Genomic DNA, 19,407 nt, shown 5'->3' on the forward strand with positions numbered 1-19,407 from the left:
ACAGCAAGGGGGAATCGGTATGAATGCACAGATGATGACTGTCATTGTCACAGCGGTCTGCGCCGTCCTGGCGGTCGGACAGATTTTGTTAATCAAAGTGGCCAATGAGAAAGGGTGGAGCATCCGCATCCGTCCGCTCAACATTCTGGCCTGCATCATTGTCGTGGTGCTCGGCGTATATTCGCTGGTCACCGGAAATTATCTGCTGAAATAAGGTTTTGTAAGAAAGCGCCTCGCCCGGCGAATCCCGGGCGGGGCGCTTTTTGTAAGCTTATATTCATAAAACTGTAAGGGATAAGTGGTTGATTAAATTAAACTAATTTATATAATAGAGGTGTCAGATGAATTCAAAAGGAGGTAACATCGATGAAGACAAAGAAACAAAATGTTGAGAGACGGCTGACATCCGGTGTAAAAAGAGCACTGTGCTGTGGGCTCAGTGCAAGTCTGCTTGCGCTGTCGAGTGTACCTGCTTATGCCGGTGTGCAACAGTTGGATCTGGGGACAGAGCATATTCGGCTGGAACAAGTGAATGCCGGAACGATACGGGTAGAATCGGAGTCCGGTGTTCAACTGGTTCGTACGGAAAACACCGCGACAGGAAGAAAAGTGACAATCCGTGATCTCAATACCGGAGAAGAGCAGTATATGCTCTATGATGCAACAAGCAACACAGTTTACTCTTCCATCACCGGAAAGACAGTGCAGCTCGAGGAACAGGGAAACGGAATCGAATTGCAGTCGACTATCACGCATACGACAGAGTATATTTCATTTGCACAGGTAAGACAAGCAGTTGGCGAGACCGGAAAAGCAGCAAATGTTGTGGGTTTTTTCTTATCGTGGATACCAGAGACAAAGGCTGCGGGTGATTTATCAAGGAAAGTGGGAGAGATTTTGCAGATGCTGAAATATGCCATTCCGAATGACTCTTCACATGGATTTAAATTAAGCATTAAGGTCGAGAAGTTCTATCGCACGCGCGGTGGACGGCGTTATGTTTGGAGCACACAGAAGACAATCACAGGTGTGCAGAGGTATTAAACGAAGGCAACCAATGAGTGACAAGAAGCTTTTGCTTGGGAGAAGAATCCTATCGGGAGTCTTGGCGTTGATAGCGATTCTGATGGGATTGCAGAGCTTTGCGGTAATTCCTCGTTCCGAGGCCTCATGGAACCTTACCATGCTGTTGCTGGTCTTCGTGACAGGAATTCAAATGTGCTGGGGTGCTAAGGCAAAGTGGGAGAAGGCGGCGGGGATTGCGTGCTTTGTAGCAGCTCTGATGCTTGCGCTTACCTTTGCGCGCGGATTTGGCAGGGGAATGTGATCAAAACGGCTGCCTGAAGAAAGCAAAGGTCACATCGACTGCATTGACAGGGAGGCAGAATCATGGATGAAAAAAAAGCCCAAAGGATTGAAAAACTGGCGGACGGTATTTTGAACTTGGTAATAGGAATCGATGTCCTGTCCATGTTAAAGGTGATTCCGAAACTTTCCGAGAGAACGGAGTTATGGCTTGTCCTCATCGGCGGGCTTGCAATCGGATTGGGATGGCTCCTGGGAACAAAGCGCGTGTGGAAAAAAGTGCTGGGCGTTTTGGTGCTGTTGCTCGTGGTGTCTGTGACAGTGTTACAGCGGGCCTTGCTGTTCTGACACAGAGAAGGAATCGATTTGCGGGATAGAAAAGAGAAGAAGAGGGAAGCGGCAATCGCCGCTTCCCTCTCTTTGTTTTGTCTGTTTTTTCGTGCTCTTATTCGCCGGGCGCGTGCCCCACGCTGGCTTTCTGCGCGGGGGCGCTGACTGTAAGCGCCGGAACCTGCTCTATGGCGCTCTCGGTCTCCGCGGTCGGCGCTTTGAGTTCGGCCTGCTTTGTGCTACCCGGTGCCCGGCCGACTTTTGCGCCGGCCGAGACGGTCAGCTGCTCATTCCGCGCGCCGCTATCGGGCACGGCTGCCTCGTGCATCGCGCCGCTGCCGTCTATGGTCCAGTGCTTTGCCGCGTAGTCGATTTCGGTATTGGTCTGCATCGCGCCGGAACTGCCGAGCGAGTAGAGCGTTCCGCCCACATCGGTGACGCCGGTCCGCATGGCGCCGTCGCTTCCGAGATAGTACCAGCTGCCGTTTATACTTTGCCAGCCGGTCTGCAGAACGCCGTCCTTATTCAGATAGTACCAGCTGCCGTTCACCTGAATCCAACCGGTCTTCATGGCACCGCTGCCGTTTAAGTAGTACCAGTTGCCGCCAAGCTGCTGCCAGCCGTTTTGCATGACGCCGTCCGGCCCGAAGTAGTACCAGCTGTTGTCAATCTTTTGCCAGCCGGTCTTGCTGTCGCCGCCCTGTCCGAGGTAGTACCACTTGCCGTCAAGCTTCTGCCATCCGGTCAGCATCTTCCCGTCCTGCCCGAAATAGTAGCGGAGATTGTCGATTGTCTGCCAGCCTTTCTCCGTGACGCCGTCGTCGCCGAGGAAGTACCAGTTGCCCTCCAGCATGAGCCAGCGGGTCTGCATGGAACCGTCTTGGTTCAGATAGTAGAGGCTGCCGTTGTCATCCAGCCAGCCGGTCTGCATGGTGCCGTCCGGGGCGGCGTAGTAGAACTTGCCGCCGTCGGAAATCCAGCCGATTTCGAGGGCGCCGCTCTCGGAGAAGTGATACCACTTGCCGTCAATCTGCCGCCAGCCGAGCCGCATTTTGCCGCTCGACGGCTCAAAGTAGCGCTTGGAACCATCGACCTCTTTAAAGCCGCCGGTGTAAATCGTGCCGTCGTCCTGCAGATAGTAGGAGTCCTTGCCGTCGAAAATCAGCGCATTCTTCTGCATGCGGTAGTTTTCGTAGTAGTACCAGACGCCGTCAAACTTTTTCCAGCTGTTCGGCGGAATCTTGTCCGAGAAGTCGACAAACTGGAGGTCAATGTCCACATTGCCCTGTACGCCCGCGACCGCGCCGGAGTCCGTGCCCTGCCACATCACATAGCGATCATACTTCGGCGTCCGCTCGTAGGCGGCGACCCAGACCGGGTACTGCGAGAGCGAGGGCATGTCGAGTTTGTTCTGAATCCAGTAGTCGTTCGCGTAGAGAATCGGATAGTAACCGGCGTCGCTGATCTTCTTGCAGAAGGCGTGTACAATCGCCGAAATCTGCGCTTTCGGAAGCGAGCCGAGCGTTTTCTCATTTTCCGCGTCGAAGGCAATCGGGTAGGAAATTGGATAGTCCCTGATGAGCTTCAGAATGAAGTCTGCCTCCTGCTCGGCCTCTTCGGGCGTGGTCGCGTAGGAGTAGATGTAGGCACCGATTTTGACACCGGATTTTACGGCCTGCTCGGCATTCTCGCGAAACTTCGGGTCGGTGTCCCCTTTGTAGCGGGTGCCGAGCATCACAAAGTCCACATCGTCCGCGCGCGCCTTATCCCAGTCAATGTCGCCCTGCCAGTGGCTCACATCCACGCCGCGGTGCAGTACGCCGTCAATCGTGGAGCTCCCGTCAAAGAGACGATACGTACCGCCGCTCTGACGGCTCAGTTTTGCATTCCCGGCGCCGTAAGAGCTCAGGCAGAGAGAAAAGAAACAGATAAGACTGAGTACTGCGGCGGTGAGCTGCTTACCCTTTCTTCGCATGGCGGGCCTCAGTTATTCTTCTTGACGCCGGGGCCTGTGGTCTTGTCGCTCGGGAGGCCCTTCTTGCCGTTCGAAGCGCCGCTCTTCGTGTCACTGCTCGCGGTCTCGGCCTCCTGCTTCGGCTCCTTGTAAAGGCTCACCTCGGTTGCCGGAACGCTCTCGTTTCCGGTGTAAGCGCCGTTGCCGTCGAAGGTATAGCTCACGCCGTTTAAGGTGAGGGTTGTATTGCTGACCATCTTTCCGTCGGTGCCGAGATAGTAGTAGTGGTCGTTCACATGAATCCAGCCCGTCATCATGTGGCCGTTTGCGTCAAAGAACATCCACGCATTGTTGATCTGCTTCCAGTTGTGAACCATCTTGCCGCTCTCGGGATCCATGTAGTAGCGGTTGGTGCCGTCGGAGAGCCAGCCGGTCTTCATCTTGCCGTCCTGACCGAAGTAGTAGTAGATGCCCTCGACCTGCTGCCAGCCGGTCTTCATCTTGCCGTCGGTGCCCATCCAGAACCAGTCGTTGCCGATCTTCATCCATTTGAACGCACAGCGACCGTCCGCCTTGAAGTAGTACCAGCTGCCGCTCATGTTGCGCCAGCCCACGGCGAGCTCGCCGGTGCCGCGCATGAAGAAGTAGTTTTCGCCGACCTTGAGCCAGTTCTCCTGCACGAGGACGCCGTCCTCGAGGCAGTAGTACCACTTGCCCTCGTCCTTGATCCAGCCGGTCTGCATGAGGCCGTCGCTGCTGAAGTAGTACCACTTGCCGTCAATCTTCTTGAAGCCCTTCAGCATGACGCCGCTCGCGGTATCCATGTAGTAGTAGCCGTCCTTGGTCTGAATCCAGCCTTTATGGCGGTTGCCGTCGTTATCGTAGTAGACCCAGTTGCCGTTCTCGGAAGTCCAGCCGCTCGCCGCAAAGCTGTTCATGGTCGGCGTGAGCGCAAGCGCTGCGAGGAGCGCCGCAGCCGCAAGATATTTTTTCTTCATGAAAAAGTCCTCCTTTTTGTGTGCTTCGAACTTATCTGTTTCATTGTAGCAGATATTTGAAGTGCGAGAAAGCTTCCGCGCGGTAAGAATCCTTACAGTTGCTTTACTCTTCAATGAAGTCACAGGCTGTCCGCGTCACTTTCGCGCTCGGTGAAGCGCCGGTAGCCCTCTTTTGCGTAGCGGTACTGCGTGAGCGGGTAGGTGCCGAACGAGACGCCGAGCGCCTCTTTGTAGACAGCCCAGAGCGCCCAGAGGAAGCCGCCGAGCGCCATGTAGGCGGTCACAAGTTGCTCGGCCTTATCCCGCGGCACATCGGTGTCACCGTAGTAGTCGAGGAGACGGAAAGCGTAGCCAAAATCCTTTTCCGCGTAGATGGTCGCCATCGCAAAATCAATCAGCGGATCCGCCATACCGGCATATTCCCAGTCGATGAGCTTGATGCCCTCCCCGGTAAAAAGAAAGTTCGCGTAGACGGGGTCGATATGGGAGAGGGTCTCCGGACGCTGTAAGCTGTGAATCCAAGTGAGCAGGCGATTCATTTTTTCGCGGACTTCGGCGTAGTCGAGGAACGGAATCTCACCCTTTTTGAGGCAGAGAGACTCGTAAAAGGCAATGCGCTCGCCGAGGTCAAAGCGCTGGGACACGCGGCAGGGAGCCTCGTGCAGTTTCTTTAGGACTGCCATGCAGGCGCGGAGATCCGATTCGGAATCGGGATCGGCCGTCCGCGCATTTTCATAGTAGACCGAGATTTTATAGCCGTTGTCCGGATTAAAATAAATCAGTTCTTCGGCGAGGTGAAGCGGCGCAATCGCGCGGTAGCACTCGCCCTCGGCCTTTCTGTCGATGAGCTGTGCCGTGCCTTCGCCCGGAATACGGCAGATGTAGGCCTTGCCCTTGACCCGGAATAAGAAGGAGCGGTTTGTCATGCCCGCCTTCAGGCACTCGATGCCGGTAATCTCGGACTCCGGGACTTTCAGCACCTCGGCAATCAGCGCCATGGCCTTGCTGTCCGAGTGGTCGCGATAGGAGGCGTCGAAGGCGCGGAGTTCTTCTAGATTTTCGAATTCGTAGATCACGCCGTCCGGCTGCAAATTCACACTGAGCGGCGGCGCCTTTTTGGCGGCGAGGAGATCGAGGTACACATTTTCCCAGTAATACTGCTCCTTGCCGGGGGTACGGTAGGCTTCTTTCAGGGCGGGGAGAAGAACTGCGCTAAAGTCGCGGGACAGGTAAACCGGTCCGTACATCACATCGGCATCCCGGCCGCCGATTTCGACCGAAGTGATGAGGTCTTTCTTATTATAGTGTAAAACCCATTCCCGGGTTTCGCCGTCCGCGTGAACCGCCGCGTACCAGCTGCCGGGCTCGTAGGTGTGGAACAGATTCTCCCGCATCCAGTTGTCGGAGGAGAGAAGATACATGTTTCTACCCTCGAAGAGCTGCGCCGCGCGGTAGACCGAGGAGATATTGTTCATCGTCGCATAGTCGGGGTTATAGAGGAGTTTCACGCCGTACTTATCGATCAGATACTCGAAGGCCTCTTTTAAGTAGCCGACCACGAGGGTGATGTCGGTGATGCCGACTTCACGGAGCTGCCGAAGCTGCCGCTCGATCATGCGCTCGCCGCTTACCTTGAGGAGTCCCTTCGGGCGCTCGTAGGTCAGCGGCACAAAGCGGGAGCCGAAACCCGCCGCGAGAATCACCGCGCCGTCCACGCGGTAGGGTAATAGGTAGGCAAAACCGGCCTCCGTGAGCTGCTGTCCGGACGCCGCCGTCTCCGTTAAAAGCCCCTTTTCCTTGGCCTCGGCGCAGAGCGCGTTGACGCTGCCGAGAGAACTCCGCAGGCGGAATGCCAGGGCGCGCTGGGTCAGGGCAGGCTCGGCTGCGAGTTCCCGGAGCAGAAAAGCAAGTTTATCCATGGAATCATCTCCTTTGCACAGGGTGAAGAGTGTTCATCCGCAACTGAAAATCAAAATATATGAACAGTATAGCAGAGTGTGCGGAAAGTGGGTAGCGGAGCGTGCATAGCGAGGCAGAGAAAAAGTCTTTTTATGCAGGTGGAGAAAAAAAGAAAAGAAGACTTGACGGCGGGGGCTTTTCCACCGCTTTCGGGGGTAAAACACAGGATTGTACGGATATAAATACAAAAATGCGGAAAAAGCGTGTCTTTGTAATATTTCTGTAAGGAAATAGCCAGAGAAAAGCTATAGATATTTTGCGAGACTAGGTCTATACTGTGTCCTGTAAGCAAGAGAGGAACCGCTGGGCGGTATTTGTAAGTTGATTTTTACGCCAAAGCGCGGTAAAATCTCTTCGTACGCAATTAGGGATTTCAGTGGTTTCAAAACAACAGTGAAAAGGAGAGTGCATTTATTATGAGAAAGCAGACAAAAATTGCTGCAGTCGTTTCCGCAGCAGCGCTTCTTGCAATCGGTGCATCCATGACTTCTTTCGCAGCTACCGGCTGGCAGGAAGAGGACGGAACGTGGGTGTACTACAACAGAGCGGGTGAGAAGGTTGCAAACGCTTGGGAGTACTCCGGCGACAACCGTTTCTACCTCGATGATGCAGGCAACATGGCTACCGACAGCCTGATCGAGGACAACGATGATTACTACTATGTCGATGCAAACGGCGCTATGGTTCGCAACCGTTGGGTCGCAATCGACAACGCGGAAGCTGGCGAGGAGAACCAGCCGGATGTTTGGTGGTACTACTTCCAGGCAAACGGCAAGGCTTACAAGAACAGCCACAGCTCCGGCAACATCTTCAAGAAGGTCATCAACGGCAAGACCTATGCCTTCGATGAGGACGGCAAGATGCAGTACGGCTGGGTCAAGAAGGAAGACGGCGTCACGAACTACGATGACAACGCTTACCAGGAGTGCGACTACTACTTCGGCGACGAGAACGACGGCGCAATGAGCGTCGGCTGGAGAGAGATTGCACTGACCGATGTCGCAGATGCTGAGACCGAGCAGCCGGGCGATTCCTACTGGGATTCCGACCAGGTTCGCTGGTTCTACTTCAAGTCCTCGGGCGTGAAGCAGACCTCCAGCACCAACAAGACCATCAACGGCAGAAAGTACGGCTTTGACGAGTACGGCCGCATGATTGCTGACTGGCACGCTGCTACGGCAAATGATGCTGACAACCAGCTGAGCAGAAGAGGTTCCAACAACAATGCTACCGCAACTGCAACCAAGAGCTACGCGAAGGAGTTCATGTACTTCTCCTCTCCGGAGGACGGCGCTCGCTTCACCAAGGGCTGGTTCAAGGTGGTTCCGGGTTACTACCTCAACTACAAGGACTACGATGACGGCACTGACAGATGGTACTATGCAACCGGCGACGGCAAGATTGCTGCCGGCGAGATCAAGGCCATCAAGGGCAAGAAGTACGCGTTCGACCTCAAGGGCGGCATGATTTCCGGCCTTGCTATGCTCCGCACCAGCGGCAACGATATTCTCGAGTACGCTGACAACGACGGCAAGTATGACAGCCAGGAGTCCTTCGAGAAAGCGGCTAGACGCATCAACACCCCGAGCAGCGACTGGGGCTTCTACTACTTCTCGGACAACGAGGATAAGGACGGCTCCATGAAGACCGGCAACCAGAGAATTACGCTGGATGGCACGAGCTTCACCTTCAGCTTCAAGAAGGGCGGCACAAAGAAGGGCCAGGGTATCAACGGCATGAACGAGAAGAAGTACTACCTCGGCGGCATGCTGATGACGGCTGATGCTGATAACAAGATTGAGCTCCTCAACAAGAACACGCTTGAGAGAGTCACGGTTGGCAAGTTTGTCCTCGACAATCACCTTGTTGGCAAGGATGTGAATTCGGGCAAGGTCGGCCAGGCAAACAAGGGCGATGTTGTCTACACGGACGGCACGACCGGCACGACCGGTACGGCTACCGGCCTTGACATCTCGAGCCTCACGAGCGACTATGTTGTCATCAATGTCTCCGGTAATGTCGTGAAGAGCGGCTCTAAGGTTGACGGCGACGGCTTCAAGGTTGTGCTTGACGGCAACAACAAGGTCAAGCAGATCATCGGCACCAACTAATTTCAGCGGCAGTAAGTTTCAGTATCATCATTTCGAAATGAAATACTAATTGCGGCAGCAGGAGGGCAGAAATGCCCTCCTGTTTTGCTGACGTAAAAACGGTGAAATTTCTGTGCATTGAAGCTTGCAAAACTCTTACGAAACAGGGAAGAAGTCTTACAATCCCGGAAACACCCTTGCCTTTTCGGGGAGAGCTTCGCTATAATGCGGACAGTGCCGGAACAGTTCCGGCGGAACGGAGGTAAGAAATGATGAGAAAATTATTTGCAGTCGCAGCCGCTTCGGCGCTGACCCTTGCGATGAGTACCACGGCATTTGCGGCAGCCTGGAAGCAGGACAAGACAGGACAGTGGCGCTACATGACAAGTGACAGCACCTGGCTCACGAGCACCACGACGCCGGACGGCTATCAGGTCGATGTGAACGGCTACTGGAACGGCCAGCCGAGCACCAAGGCAGCGCAGCAGGCGAGCGGCAATGCACAGGATCAGGGCGAGAGCGCAGTCTCGCAGTATAAGGTGAACGGCAACCGTATCTTTAAGATCACCGAGGCGAGCCTCGACGAGGCTTCGAACAGCTATAAGATTAAGGCGGATCTCTTTGACACGGCGTTCAAGACGAACGACGAGATCAAGGCAATCAAGAAGGGCGACACCGTAGAGCTCCCGGGCGTCGGCAAACTGACCGCCGAGAACAATGCGGGCCGCGGTGTGCTGCGTGCAAGCAACACGCCGAAGAAGGACGGCACAACGCCGAAGGAGTCCGGCTACTCGGTGCGCCTCACGGATGCGGCGGGCAACCACTACATGCTCTCGGCGCAGCGCCTCCGCAAGGTCAATGCGGACAGCTCGACTTCGGAAGTGATTCTGCGCCCGGTTGCGACCGGCATTGAACTCACGCTTCCGACCTATAGAAGCTCGCAGCGCGTGAACGGTACGAGCCACTACAGCTCCACGAAGAAGATGATCGAGAACAAGATGATGTTCGAGGCGACGCTGAAGGGCAGCGAGATTGTCGAGCTGAAGGACACGGTCTACAACTACGACACGACCACGACGCCGGTGTACAGCGCTGACGCGGGACACGGTCACCTCGCGAATAAGAACGAGTACTAAAGCGATGGAAGCGGACCGGGAGAGAGGCAGGGTTCTGCGAAAGAAGCGGGAGCTCGCCTACGAGGGCACGATTCTAAAGGTGTACCGTGACCTCGTGGTCGCAAACGGCAGAGAAGAAAGCTGGGACTTTATTCACCACGACGGCGCCGCCGCCGTGGTGCCGGTGCTCCCGGACGGGGGCATCCTGATGGTGCGGCAGTACCGGAATGCGCTGGACCGCTTTACGCTGGAACTGCCGGCCGGCAAGGTGGACAGCCCCGAAGAACCGCGCGTGCTCTGCGCCTTCCGTGAACTTTCGGAAGAGACCGGTATGCGGGCGGAGAGTCCCGAGGCGCTCGAATTTCTGCTGCGGATTGACACGACCGTCGCTTTCTGCGACGAGGAGATTGATATTTTTGTCGCGCAAAATCTCCTGCCGGGGGAGCAGCATTTGGACCCCGACGAGGTGATCGATGTGCAGACCTATGAGCTTTCGGAACTCCTCGCGCGGATTGAGCGCGGCGAGATCCGGGACGCGAAGACGGTCGCCGGGCTCACGGCCTATGCGCTGAAGCAGAGCCGATCAAACAGAACTTGATGAAACACCCGGAAGCGCCGGTAAGTGACGGCGCCCGGGTGTCTTTGTTTTCCGAAGAGAAAACGGGAAGCGGGGCAGCCTTCGGAATTTTGCCCTCGGGATCGTAGATTTCGGAGAAAAAAGAAGTTTAAAAAAATAATGGCGGATGTCCGGGGTAAAATTAAGAACAAAAGCGCAAGATATGAGGTTTACATAAAGGAAAATCCCATATTTTGAAACAGGACAGGCAAACCGCGCGACAGCTGCCAAAAAGCGGCTGTCGCGCGGTTTGCTTTTTTGGTGCCGCACCGCTATACTGGTGTGACCAATGAGGGTGAGGGGGCGATCGGAATGGAAGAAGCGTTGCGGGCATTTTTGCGCGCGCTCCGGGAAGAGCGGCACATGGCGGAGAATACACTGCTCTCCTATGAGCGGGATTTAAAAAAACTATTTGCTTGGTTTCGGCAGGAAGGGGTCACTTCCCTCTCGACAGTCAGCGAGCTCAGACTGAATTCCTATCTGCTCTGGCTCGAGCGGGAGGGCTTTTCGGCGGCGACCATTAACCGCGCGGCGGCTTCGATCCGCGCTTTTTTTGCGTATGAGACGGCGGGCGGCCGCTATCTCACCTCCCCGGCGGAGGGACTGCGCTGCATGCGGCAGGAACACCGGGATCCGTATATTCTCGAGGAGGAGGAGATTCAGAGCTTTCTCCGCGAGACCGAGGGGAGCAGTGCAAAGCAGCTCCGCGACCGCGCGATGCTCGGGCTTCTCTGCGCGACGGGTCTCCGAGTCTCCGAGCTCATCTCGCTGAAGACCGGTGATGTGGATGTACAGCTCGGCTATGTACGGCAGCAGTCGAGAGGACGGGAGCGCGTGGTCTCGTTTGACGAGGAACTTCGGCAGGCACTCTGTCTGTACCTCGAGTCCGGGCGGCCGTTACTTTTAAAGACCGCGGAAGAAGAGCATCTCTTTTTTAACCTGAGCGGCGGCGCGCTGAGCCGTCAGGGCGTGTGGAAGATGATACGCGCCTACGGGCAAAAAGCGGGCATTGCGGGCGAGGTGACGCCCCAGTCCTTAAAGAACAGCTATGCCGTGCACCGCATGCTCCGCGAGAGCCGCGCGGCAAAGCAGAGAGCCGTGAGAGCGCGGAGCGGAGGCAAGCGATGAAATTTGAACTGCACAGTGAGTTTCAGCCGACGGGCGACCAGCCGAAGGCCATACGAGAACTGGCCGACGGGTTTCGCGCGGGCAATCAGTTTGAGACCCTGGTCGGCGTGACGGGCTCGGGCAAGACCTTTACGATGGCAAATGTGATTCAGGAGTTGCAGAAGCCGACGCTCATCATCTCCCACAACAAGACGCTCGCGGCGCAGCTCTACAGCGAGATGAAGGAGTTCTTTCCGAACAACGCGGTTGAGTACTTTGTCTCCTACTACGACTACTATCAGCCGGAGGCCTATGTGCCGCAGACCGACACCTACATCGAGAAGGATGCCGCGACCAATGAGGAGATTGACCGGCTCCGGAATTCGGCGACGAGTGCCCTTCTCGAGCGGGAGGATGTGATTGTGGTTGCGAGTGTCTCCTGTATCTACGGTCTCGGCAGCCCGACCGACTATAAGAACATGATGGTGAGCCTCAGGCCGGGGCAGGAGAAGGACAGGGACGAGGTCATTGCGGAGCTCATCAACATCCAGTACAACCGGAGCGACCTCGACTTTCATCGCGGCACCTTCCGCGTGCGCGGCGATGTGATCGAGATATTCCCTGCGGATCAGGACAAGCTCGCCTACCGGATTGAGTTCTTCGGCGATGAAATCGACAAAATCACCGAGACGGATGTGCTGACCGGCAATCCGCTCGCGGAAGTTCTGCACATCTCGATTTACCCGGCGAACCACTATGTGGTGCCGCGCGAAAAAATCGAGCGGGCGGCGCGGGAAATTCTCGCCGAGTGCGAGGACTATGTGAAGCTCTTAAAGAGCGAGGATAAGCTTCTCGAGGCGCAGCGCATTGAGGAGCGGACACACTACGATGTCGAGATGTTAAGGGAGACCGGTTTTTGCTCCGGCATTGAGAACTACACGCGCTTTCTGACCGAACAGAAGCCGGGCGAGCCGCCGTTTACGCTGATTGACTATTTTCCGAAGGACTTTCTCACGATTGTCGACGAGAGCCATATCACGATTCCGCAGATCGGCGGCATGTTCAACGGCAACTTTGCGCGAAAGTCGACGCTTGTGAAGTACGGCTTCCGTCTGCCGAGTTCCATGGACAACCGCCCGCTGAACTTTGCGGAGTTCGAGGAGCGCATGAACCAGATGCTCTTTGTTTCGGCGACGCCGAACCGCTACGAGGCAGAGCATGAGTTACTGCGCGCCGAGCAGCTGATACGCCCGACCGGTCTTCTTGACCCCGAGATTTCGGTGCGCCCGGTCGAGGGGCAGATTGACGATTTGCTCTGCGAGATCAACAAAGAGATTGAGAAGAAGAATAAGATTCTGGTCACGACGCTCACCAAGCGCATGGCGGAGGACTTAACGACCTATCTCCGCGAGGTCGGCATCCGCGTCCGCTACCTGCACTCGGACATCGATACCCTGGAGCGCGCGCAGATTATTCGCGCGATGCGCCTTGACGAGTTCGATGTGCTGGTCGGCATCAACCTGCTCCGCGAGGGGCTCGACATTCCGGAGATTTCGCTGGTCGCGATTCTGGACGCCGACAAGGAGGGGTTCCTGCGCTCGGAGACCTCGCTCGTGCAGACCATAGGCCGCGCGGCGCGAAATGCCGAGGGGCATGTCATCATGTACGCCGACAACATGACGGACTCGATGCGCCGCGCCATCTCGGAGACCGAGCGGCGCCGCACGGTGCAGGAGGCCTACAACAAGGCGCACGGCATCACGCCGACCACGATCAAAAAGGCGGTTCGCGATGTGATTATGCTGACCAAGGCGGTCATTGCGGACGAGAAGACCTGGGAGAAGGACCCGGAGTCGATGAGCGACGCCGAGCTTCGCCGCCTTTCGAAGGAACTCGAGAAGAAGATGCGGCAGGCCGCGGCCGAACTGAACTTCGAGGAGGCCGCGCGACTCCGCGACCGCATGGGAGAGGTGCTGCGCCTTCGGAGCGACCCCGAGAGCCGCGAGAAGGCGGCGGAAGTGCAGCGCGCCGCCCAGGTGCGCTACGAGAAACCGGCGGAACACAAGCGGAACAAGCGGGGGTAAAAGATAGCCTTGCTCTCCGGCGCAAAACAAGGTATAGTAGTAGGGTACTTTGTGTTTGTAGCGCAGCTGGATAGCGCGTCAGACTCCGACTCTGAAGGTCGCGGGTTCGAATCCCGCCAGACACAGACATGAGAGAAGCCCCGAACCGGGCTTCTCTTTTTTTGTGTGGATTTTGCCGGAAAGCGCGAGACGGCAGGCGGCACGGGAACGGCACCGTGCAGCCGTAAACGATTGCGATACAAGGCATCATGTCGCGCTGCGCAGTCTGGAAACCGTATGTTTCGAGAGGAAGGCGATGAGGCGCAGAGCTTACCTTCCCGGGACAAACCTCGCGGGAAAGGCGGGACGGAAGATGACGCGGCAGTGCAATACATCAGGCGGCACGGGGCGGCTTTGCCGCCGCCGATTGCGATACAAGGCATAAAGTCGCGCTGCGCAGTTTGGAAACCGTATGTTTCGAGAGGAAGGCGATGAGGCGCAGAGCTTACCTTCCCAAGACAAACCTTGCGGGAAAGGCGGGACGGAAGATGACGCAGGCAGTGTAATACAGCAGGCGGTACGGGGGCGGACTTGCCGCCGCAAATGATTGCGATACAAGACATTTTCGCCGTGTACGGTTTTTCGGCAACGGTAGGTTGGGAGAGGAAGGCCGGGAGGTACGGAAGTTCTTTTCCTGTGACAGGTCTTGCGGGAAAGGCGGGACGGAAGATGACGCGGCAGTGCAATACAGCAGGCGGCACGGGGCGGCCTTGCCGCCGCAAATGATTGCGATGCAAGGCATCATGTCGCGCTGCGCAGTTTGGAAACCGTATGTTTCGAGAGGAAGGCGATAGGCGCAGAGCTTACCTTCCCGGGACAAACCTTGCGGGAAAGGCAGGGTGAAGCGACAGGCGGCGGGTCGAAAATTGCGGACTGGAGTCTGTTTTGGAATCATGGTAAAATAGGTGAATTACAACGGAGGTTAAACGAGTGCGATACGAAAAAGATAGAAAGATATTTGGGGTCGATGAGCTCACACTGCAGCGTTTCGGGCGTTTTCTCCTGCTGCCGCTTGCGGCGCTCATCCTGATTCTCGTGATTCTCGCGCTGGATCACAAAAAGACGGCAAAGCCGAAGGCGGAAAAGGCCGGGAAGAGCGGCTACGACTATGCGGCCGCCGCGCCCGAGAAGTGCACGGATGACGCAATCAACACGCTCGTGCAGGACTACCTGACCGCGCGCTCCCAGGGCGACGCGGAGGAGCTGTACCGCGTCTTCGGCATGAGCGGGCAGGAACTGCCGACCGCGCTGCAGGAGCAGATGGCGGCGGAGAAGAAGCTCTACGACGCGTTCGAGAACACAATCACCTATGTGATTCCGGGCGTTGAGACGGGGAGCTACATCGCCTACATCGAGAGTCAGGCGTGGTTCAAAAAGATTCAGACGCCGGCACCCGTGCTGCTGCGCGCTTACATTGTGAGCACCGGCGACGGGCTGCAGATGAAGCCGGACGAGTCGCTGACGGAGGCGGAGCGGGCGGCAATTAAGGCGGCCGAGGGCAGCGAGGCGGTCAAGAAGATGAACAATGACTACCGGACGGCGCTCGCAAAGGCGATTGTGAGCGACGCAAAACTCGGCTCGCTCTACCAGAAACTCCGCGCGGGCGGCAGCGCGGCCGCAGCCGCGGAGGAAGCAACCGAGGAGAGCACGGAGGCGGTGACCGATGCGGTCATCGAAATTCCGGGCACGAGCGCGGCGGAGACAAGCGCGGCAGAGACGACCGCAGAGACCACAGCGACCACGGCGGCTTCGGAAGGGACGGAAGGCTGATGGAGTTAAAAGATTTTTACTACGAGTTGCCGGAGGAGCTGATTGCGCAGGATCCACTCGAGGACAGAGCTTCCTCGCGGCTCATGGTGTTGCACCGGGAGAGCGGCGAGATTGAGCACAGACATTTCCGGGACATTGCAGAGTACCTGAAGTCCGGCGACTGCCTGGTCTTAAACGATACGAAGGTGATTCCGGCGCGCCTCATCGGTGAGAAGGTCGGCACCGGCGCGAAGATCGAAGTGCTGCTCCTCACGCGAAAAGAGGACAGAACCTGGGAGACTCTCGTGAAGCCCGGCAGAAAGTGCCCGATCGGCACGAAGATCAGCTTCGGCGAGGGGAAACTGATTGGCGAAATTGTGGGGCAGACCGAGGACGGCAACCGCTTTGTGCGCTTCTCCTACGAGGGCGTCTTTGAGGAGATTCTCGACGAGCTCGGGCAGATGCCTCTGCCGCCCTACATTCACCATCAGTTAAAGGACAAGAACCGCTACCAGACGGTCTACGCGGCGCACGAGGGCAGTGCGGCGGCGCCGACCGCGGGGCTTCACTTCACCGAGGCTCTGTTAAAATCGCTGGAGGAGAAGGGCGTTATCATTGTCCGCATTACCCTCCATGTAGGACTCGGCACCTTCCGCCCGGTCAAGGAGCAGGATATTCTGAAACACCACATGCACGAGGAGTTCTATGTGGTGAGCGAGGAGGCAGCAGAGACCGTGAACCGCGCAAAGGCGGCGGGCGGCCGCATTGTGTGTGTCGGCACGACGAGCTGCCGTACGCTCGAATCCGCGGCGAATGAGGACGGAACGCTCCGTGCCGAGAGCGGTTACACCAAAATTTTTATTTACCCGGGCTATCGCTTCCGCATTCTGGACTGCCTGATTACCAATTTCCATCTCCCCGAGTCGACCCTGGTCATGCTGGTCAGTGCGCTCGCCGGGAGAGAGAAGATTTTAAATGCCTACCGTGAGGCCGTGCAGGAGCGCTACCGCTTTTTCAGCTTCGGGGATGCGATGTTGATCGAGTGAGATGTTACAAACGGGAGAGGACCGGGGCGAGAGCACCGGTCTTTTTCTGTACAGCGCGGCAGGGCGGCTAAACTTGACTGAAAGGGACAGCTTTGCCTATAATTATAAGTTACAGCGGTAGGAGAGCGGCGCAAAGCAGCGCCGGAGGGGGAGAACAGTGAATCAGAGCGAGGGAATGCGCATCAACAAATTCTTGAGTGCGGCGGGCGTATGCTCGCGCCGGGAAGCCGACCGGCTCATTGCGGCGGGCAAGGTGACGGTCGCGGGGGAAACGGCGGAACTCGGGACGCTGGTCTCTGCCGGTATGGAAGTGAAGGTGAACGGCAGGCGGGTCGGCGCGGTCGAGGAACTGGCGTCCAAAAAGAAGGTTCTGCTTGCGGTGAATAAGCCGGTCGGCGTGGTCTGCACGACGACGGACAACGACCGCGCGCCGAATATTGTGGAGTTAATCGACTACCCGGAGCGTGTTTATCCGATCGGGCGGCTCGACAAGGACTCGGAGGGACTTTTGCTCCTCACGAACCAGGGCGAACTTGTGAATCAGATTCTCCGCTGCGAGAACGGGCACGAGAAGGAGTACATTGTCCGGGTCGATAAGGCGCTGACGCCGGCTTTTCTGGAGAAATTAAGGCGCGGCGTGCACCTCGAGGAACTGCAGGTCACGACGCTGCCCTGCAAGGCGGAGGCACGCGACAAGACGAGCTTTTCGATTATTTTGAAGCAGGGCTTAAACCGGCAGATTCGCCGCATGTGCGAGGCCTGCGGCTATCATGTGATCAGCTTAAAGCGCATCCGCATCATGAATATCTCCCTGCGCAATCTCCACAGCGGCGCGTTCCGGAATGTGACGGCGGCCGAGCAGAAGACCTTGCTGTCCCTGCTCGAAGAGAAGCCGAAGGCATTCACCGGCAGGAGCGCGAAAACCGCGCGCACGGAAGCGCGGCGAAAGAAAAACTATGCGGCGCGGCAAAAGGCGTACTTTCAGCGCAGAGAAAGAGATGGCGGGGCATGGAAGAGAGAAAAGTAAGAGAAGAGATGCAGGCGTTAATCGATCGCCTGCTCCCCGCGGCGCGTGCCTATTACCAGGAGAGCCGCGAGCTCATGAGTAACTTTGAGTACGACAGCGCCTACGACCGCCTGCAAAAGCTCGAAGAGGAGAGCGGCATTGTGCTCTCCGGCTCGCCGACCCAGCGCGTCGGCTATGAGGTGGTCTCGTCGCTCCCGAAAATCACGCACGAAAAGCCGATGCTCTCGCTCGACAAGACAAAGAGTGTGGATGAGCTGATCGCCTGGCTCGGCGCGGAGAAGGCCCTGCTCTCCTGGAAGATGGACGGCCTCACGATTGTGCTCCGCTACCGGAACGGCGAACTCTACCAGGCGGTGACGCGCGGTAACGGCTACATCGGCGAACTCGTGACCAACAATGTGCGCGCGTTCCGCAATGTGCCGCTCCGCATTCCCTATCAGGGAGAGCTCCTGCTCCGCGGCGAAGCGCTGATGCGCTATTCGGACTTTGGCCGGATTAACCGCGAACTGCCGGATACCGACGCCAAGTACAAGAACCCGCGCAATCTCTGCACGGGTACGGTGCGCCAGCTCGACCCGGCGGTCACGGCCGCGCGCGGCGTCTACTTTCACGCGTTCTCCCTGGTGGAGGCAGAGGGGGTTGATTTCAACAATTCCCGCGCCGCGCAGTTTGCGTGGCTTAGAGACCAGGGCTTTGAGGTCGTCGAGTTTGAGGCGGTGACGGCGGACATGCTCCGGGAAGCCGTGGCGCGCTTTGAGGCGAAAATTCCGGAGAATGACTTTCCGTCGGACGGACTGGTGCTCCTGCTCGACGACATCGCCTACGGCGACTCGCTCGGCAGAACGGCAAAGTTTCCGCGGAATGCGATTGCGTTCAAGTGGCAGGATGAACAGGCGGAGACTGTGCTCCGCGAAATCGAGTGGAGCCCCTCGCGGACGGGGCTCATCAACCCGGTTGCAATCTTTGACCCGGTGGATCTTGAGGGCACCGAAGTGCGGCGCGCGAGCATCCACAATGTGAGTGTGCTGCGCAGCCTGAAACTGGGCCTCGGCGACCACATTCTGGTCTACAAGGCGAATATGATAATCCCGCAGATTGCGGAAAATTTAACCAAGAGCGACACGGCAGAGCCGCCCGCGCACTGCCCGGTCTGCGGCACGGCGACGGAACGCCGCAAGGAGAACGACGCCGAGACTCTCTATTGTGTGAACCCGGACTGTGCGATTAAGCGCGTGAAGCGCTTTGCGCTGATGACAAGCCGCGACGCCTTTCATATCGACGGGCTCTCGGAGACCACGCTCGAAAAACTGATTCAGGAGGGCTTCATCCACCGCTACGCGGATCTCTTTCACTTAAAGCGCGCGGAGGCCGCGATTGCGGCGATGAAGGGCTTCGGCGAGACTTCGGCGGCAAAACTGATCGAGGCGGCCGAGAAGGCAAGGCACCTGCCCCTGTCCCGTTTTGTCTACGGGCTCGGCATTCCGGGCGTCGGCGTGCAGAATGCCAAGGTGCTGTCAAAGGCGTTTCAGGGCGATATACAGGCGCTGCTCACGGCCGATGTCGAAACGCTGACCGGCATTGACGGCATCGGCGAAGTGATGGCGGCGGACATTGTGACCTTTTTCCGGGACCCGAAGGAGAGGGAGATTATTGACGAACTCCTGCAAGAGGTGACGCTGGAACCCGAGGCGAGTGCGGGTGCGGAGGCGCAGCGCTATGCGGGACAGACCTATGTGATCACGGGCAGTCTCGTGAATTTCCCGAACCGGACGGCGCTCAAGGACTATATCACGGCGCGCGGCGGCAAGGTTGCGGGAGAGGTTTCCGCAAAGACCACGGCGCTCATCAACAACGACATTCACTCGACTTCCGGCAAAAACAAGAAGGCGCACGAGCTCGGCATTCCGATTCTGAGCGAGGCGGAATTTCTCGCGGCGGAGTCGTGAGCGGACAGCGGCAAGGCCGCTGAGTCAAAGCAATGAACAGGA

16 protein-coding genes and 1 tRNA gene are annotated in these 19,407 nt (G+C 57.3%); 14 read left to right on the forward strand and 3 right to left on the reverse strand.

All coding sequences use genetic code 11. The annotated features are described in order from the left end of the window. Positions 1-19 precede the first annotated feature (19 nt). The 4 genes from HMPREF9623_RS06165 (at position 20) to HMPREF9623_RS06180 (ending at position 1,653) form a co-directional block, all read left to right on the forward strand. Positions 20-214 carry a hypothetical protein gene (locus HMPREF9623_RS06165; protein ID WP_009533032.1) on the forward strand — a complete coding sequence of 65 codons (195 nt, stop codon included), beginning with the start codon at positions 20-22 and terminating at the stop codon, positions 212-214. Between the two features lie 152 nt (positions 215-366). Then, the gene (locus tag HMPREF9623_RS06170) at positions 367-1,044 is read left to right on the forward strand and encodes a hypothetical protein (protein WP_009533033.1); all 678 of its coding nucleotides are present in this window, start codon (positions 367-369) and stop codon (positions 1,042-1,044) included. 13 nt (positions 1,045-1,057) lie between these two features. After that, entirely contained in the window at positions 1,058-1,327 is a 270-nt protein-coding gene (locus HMPREF9623_RS06175; protein WP_009533034.1) for a hypothetical protein, read from the forward strand. Positions 1,328-1,389: 62 nt separating this feature from the next. After that, complete coding sequence (locus tag HMPREF9623_RS06180) at positions 1,390-1,653, forward strand: hypothetical protein (protein WP_009533035.1); 264 nt, start codon at positions 1,390-1,392, stop codon at positions 1,651-1,653. A 97-nt stretch (positions 1,654-1,750) separates the two neighbouring features. On the opposite strand, the gene HMPREF9623_RS06185 is transcribed toward HMPREF9623_RS06180, so the two are convergent. The 3 genes from HMPREF9623_RS06185 to HMPREF9623_RS06195 form a co-directional block, all read right to left on the reverse strand. Continuing rightward, positions 1,751-3,610 carry a GH25 family lysozyme gene (locus HMPREF9623_RS06185; protein ID WP_009533036.1) on the reverse strand — a complete coding sequence of 620 codons (1,860 nt, stop codon included), beginning with the start codon at positions 3,608-3,610 and terminating at the stop codon, positions 1,751-1,753. Positions 3,611-3,618: 8 nt separating this feature from the next. Beyond that, complete coding sequence (locus tag HMPREF9623_RS06190; RefSeq protein ID WP_009533037.1) at positions 3,619-4,587, reverse strand: N-acetylmuramoyl-L-alanine amidase family protein; 969 nt, start codon at positions 4,585-4,587, stop codon at positions 3,619-3,621. Between the two features lie 119 nt (positions 4,588-4,706). Continuing rightward, entirely contained in the window at positions 4,707-6,506 is a 1,800-nt protein-coding gene (locus tag HMPREF9623_RS06195) for a phosphotransferase (RefSeq protein ID WP_009533038.1), read from the reverse strand. Between the two features lie 456 nt (positions 6,507-6,962). Here HMPREF9623_RS06195 and HMPREF9623_RS06200 point away from each other — a divergent pair, with 456 nt between their 5' ends. From HMPREF9623_RS06200 to ligA, 10 genes are all read left to right on the forward strand, one after another. Further along, positions 6,963-8,657 (forward strand): cell wall-binding protein, encoded by a 1,695-nt coding sequence (locus tag HMPREF9623_RS06200; RefSeq protein WP_009533039.1) that lies wholly within the window; start codon positions 6,963-6,965, stop codon positions 8,655-8,657. A 248-nt stretch (positions 8,658-8,905) separates the two neighbouring features. Beyond that, on the forward strand, positions 8,906-9,772 hold the full coding sequence (locus tag HMPREF9623_RS06205) for a hypothetical protein (RefSeq protein WP_009533041.1): 867 nt from the start codon (positions 8,906-8,908) through the stop codon (positions 9,770-9,772). A 4-nt stretch (positions 9,773-9,776) separates the two neighbouring features. Beyond that, a complete protein-coding gene (locus HMPREF9623_RS06210) occupies positions 9,777-10,349 on the forward strand; it encodes an NUDIX hydrolase (protein WP_009533042.1) in 573 nt (190 codons plus the stop codon). A gap of 330 nt (positions 10,350-10,679) precedes the next feature. Continuing rightward, positions 10,680-11,495, forward strand: coding sequence for a tyrosine-type recombinase/integrase (locus HMPREF9623_RS06215; protein ID WP_009533043.1), 816 nt, complete (start codon positions 10,680-10,682; stop codon positions 11,493-11,495). After that, complete coding sequence (gene uvrB / locus HMPREF9623_RS06220) at positions 11,492-13,558, forward strand: excinuclease ABC subunit UvrB (RefSeq protein ID WP_009533044.1); 2,067 nt, start codon at positions 11,492-11,494, stop codon at positions 13,556-13,558. The genes HMPREF9623_RS06215 and uvrB overlap by 4 nt, the downstream gene beginning before the upstream one ends. 51 nt (positions 13,559-13,609) lie before the next feature. Further along, positions 13,610-13,683 (forward strand) — tRNA-Arg (locus HMPREF9623_RS06225). Between the two features lie 844 nt (positions 13,684-14,527). Beyond that, entirely contained in the window at positions 14,528-15,367 is an 840-nt protein-coding gene (locus HMPREF9623_RS06230) for a hypothetical protein (RefSeq protein ID WP_009533045.1), read from the forward strand. Further along, a complete protein-coding gene (gene queA, locus HMPREF9623_RS06235; RefSeq protein ID WP_009533046.1) occupies positions 15,367-16,392 on the forward strand; it encodes a tRNA preQ1(34) S-adenosylmethionine ribosyltransferase-isomerase QueA in 1,026 nt (341 codons plus the stop codon). Before HMPREF9623_RS06230 ends, queA begins: the two co-directional genes overlap by 1 nt. Before the next feature lie 157 nt (positions 16,393-16,549). Then, a complete protein-coding gene (locus HMPREF9623_RS06240; protein ID WP_009533047.1) occupies positions 16,550-17,419 on the forward strand; it encodes a pseudouridine synthase in 870 nt (289 codons plus the stop codon). Continuing rightward, entirely contained in the window at positions 17,401-19,365 is a 1,965-nt protein-coding gene (gene ligA, locus HMPREF9623_RS06245) for an NAD-dependent DNA ligase LigA (protein WP_009533048.1), read from the forward strand. Before HMPREF9623_RS06240 ends, ligA begins: the two co-directional genes overlap by 19 nt. Positions 19,366-19,407 lie beyond the last annotated feature (42 nt).

This window comes from Stomatobaculum longum (genome assembly GCA_000242235.1).
Lineage (GTDB): Bacteria > Bacillota > Clostridia > Lachnospirales > Lachnospiraceae > Moryella > Moryella longum.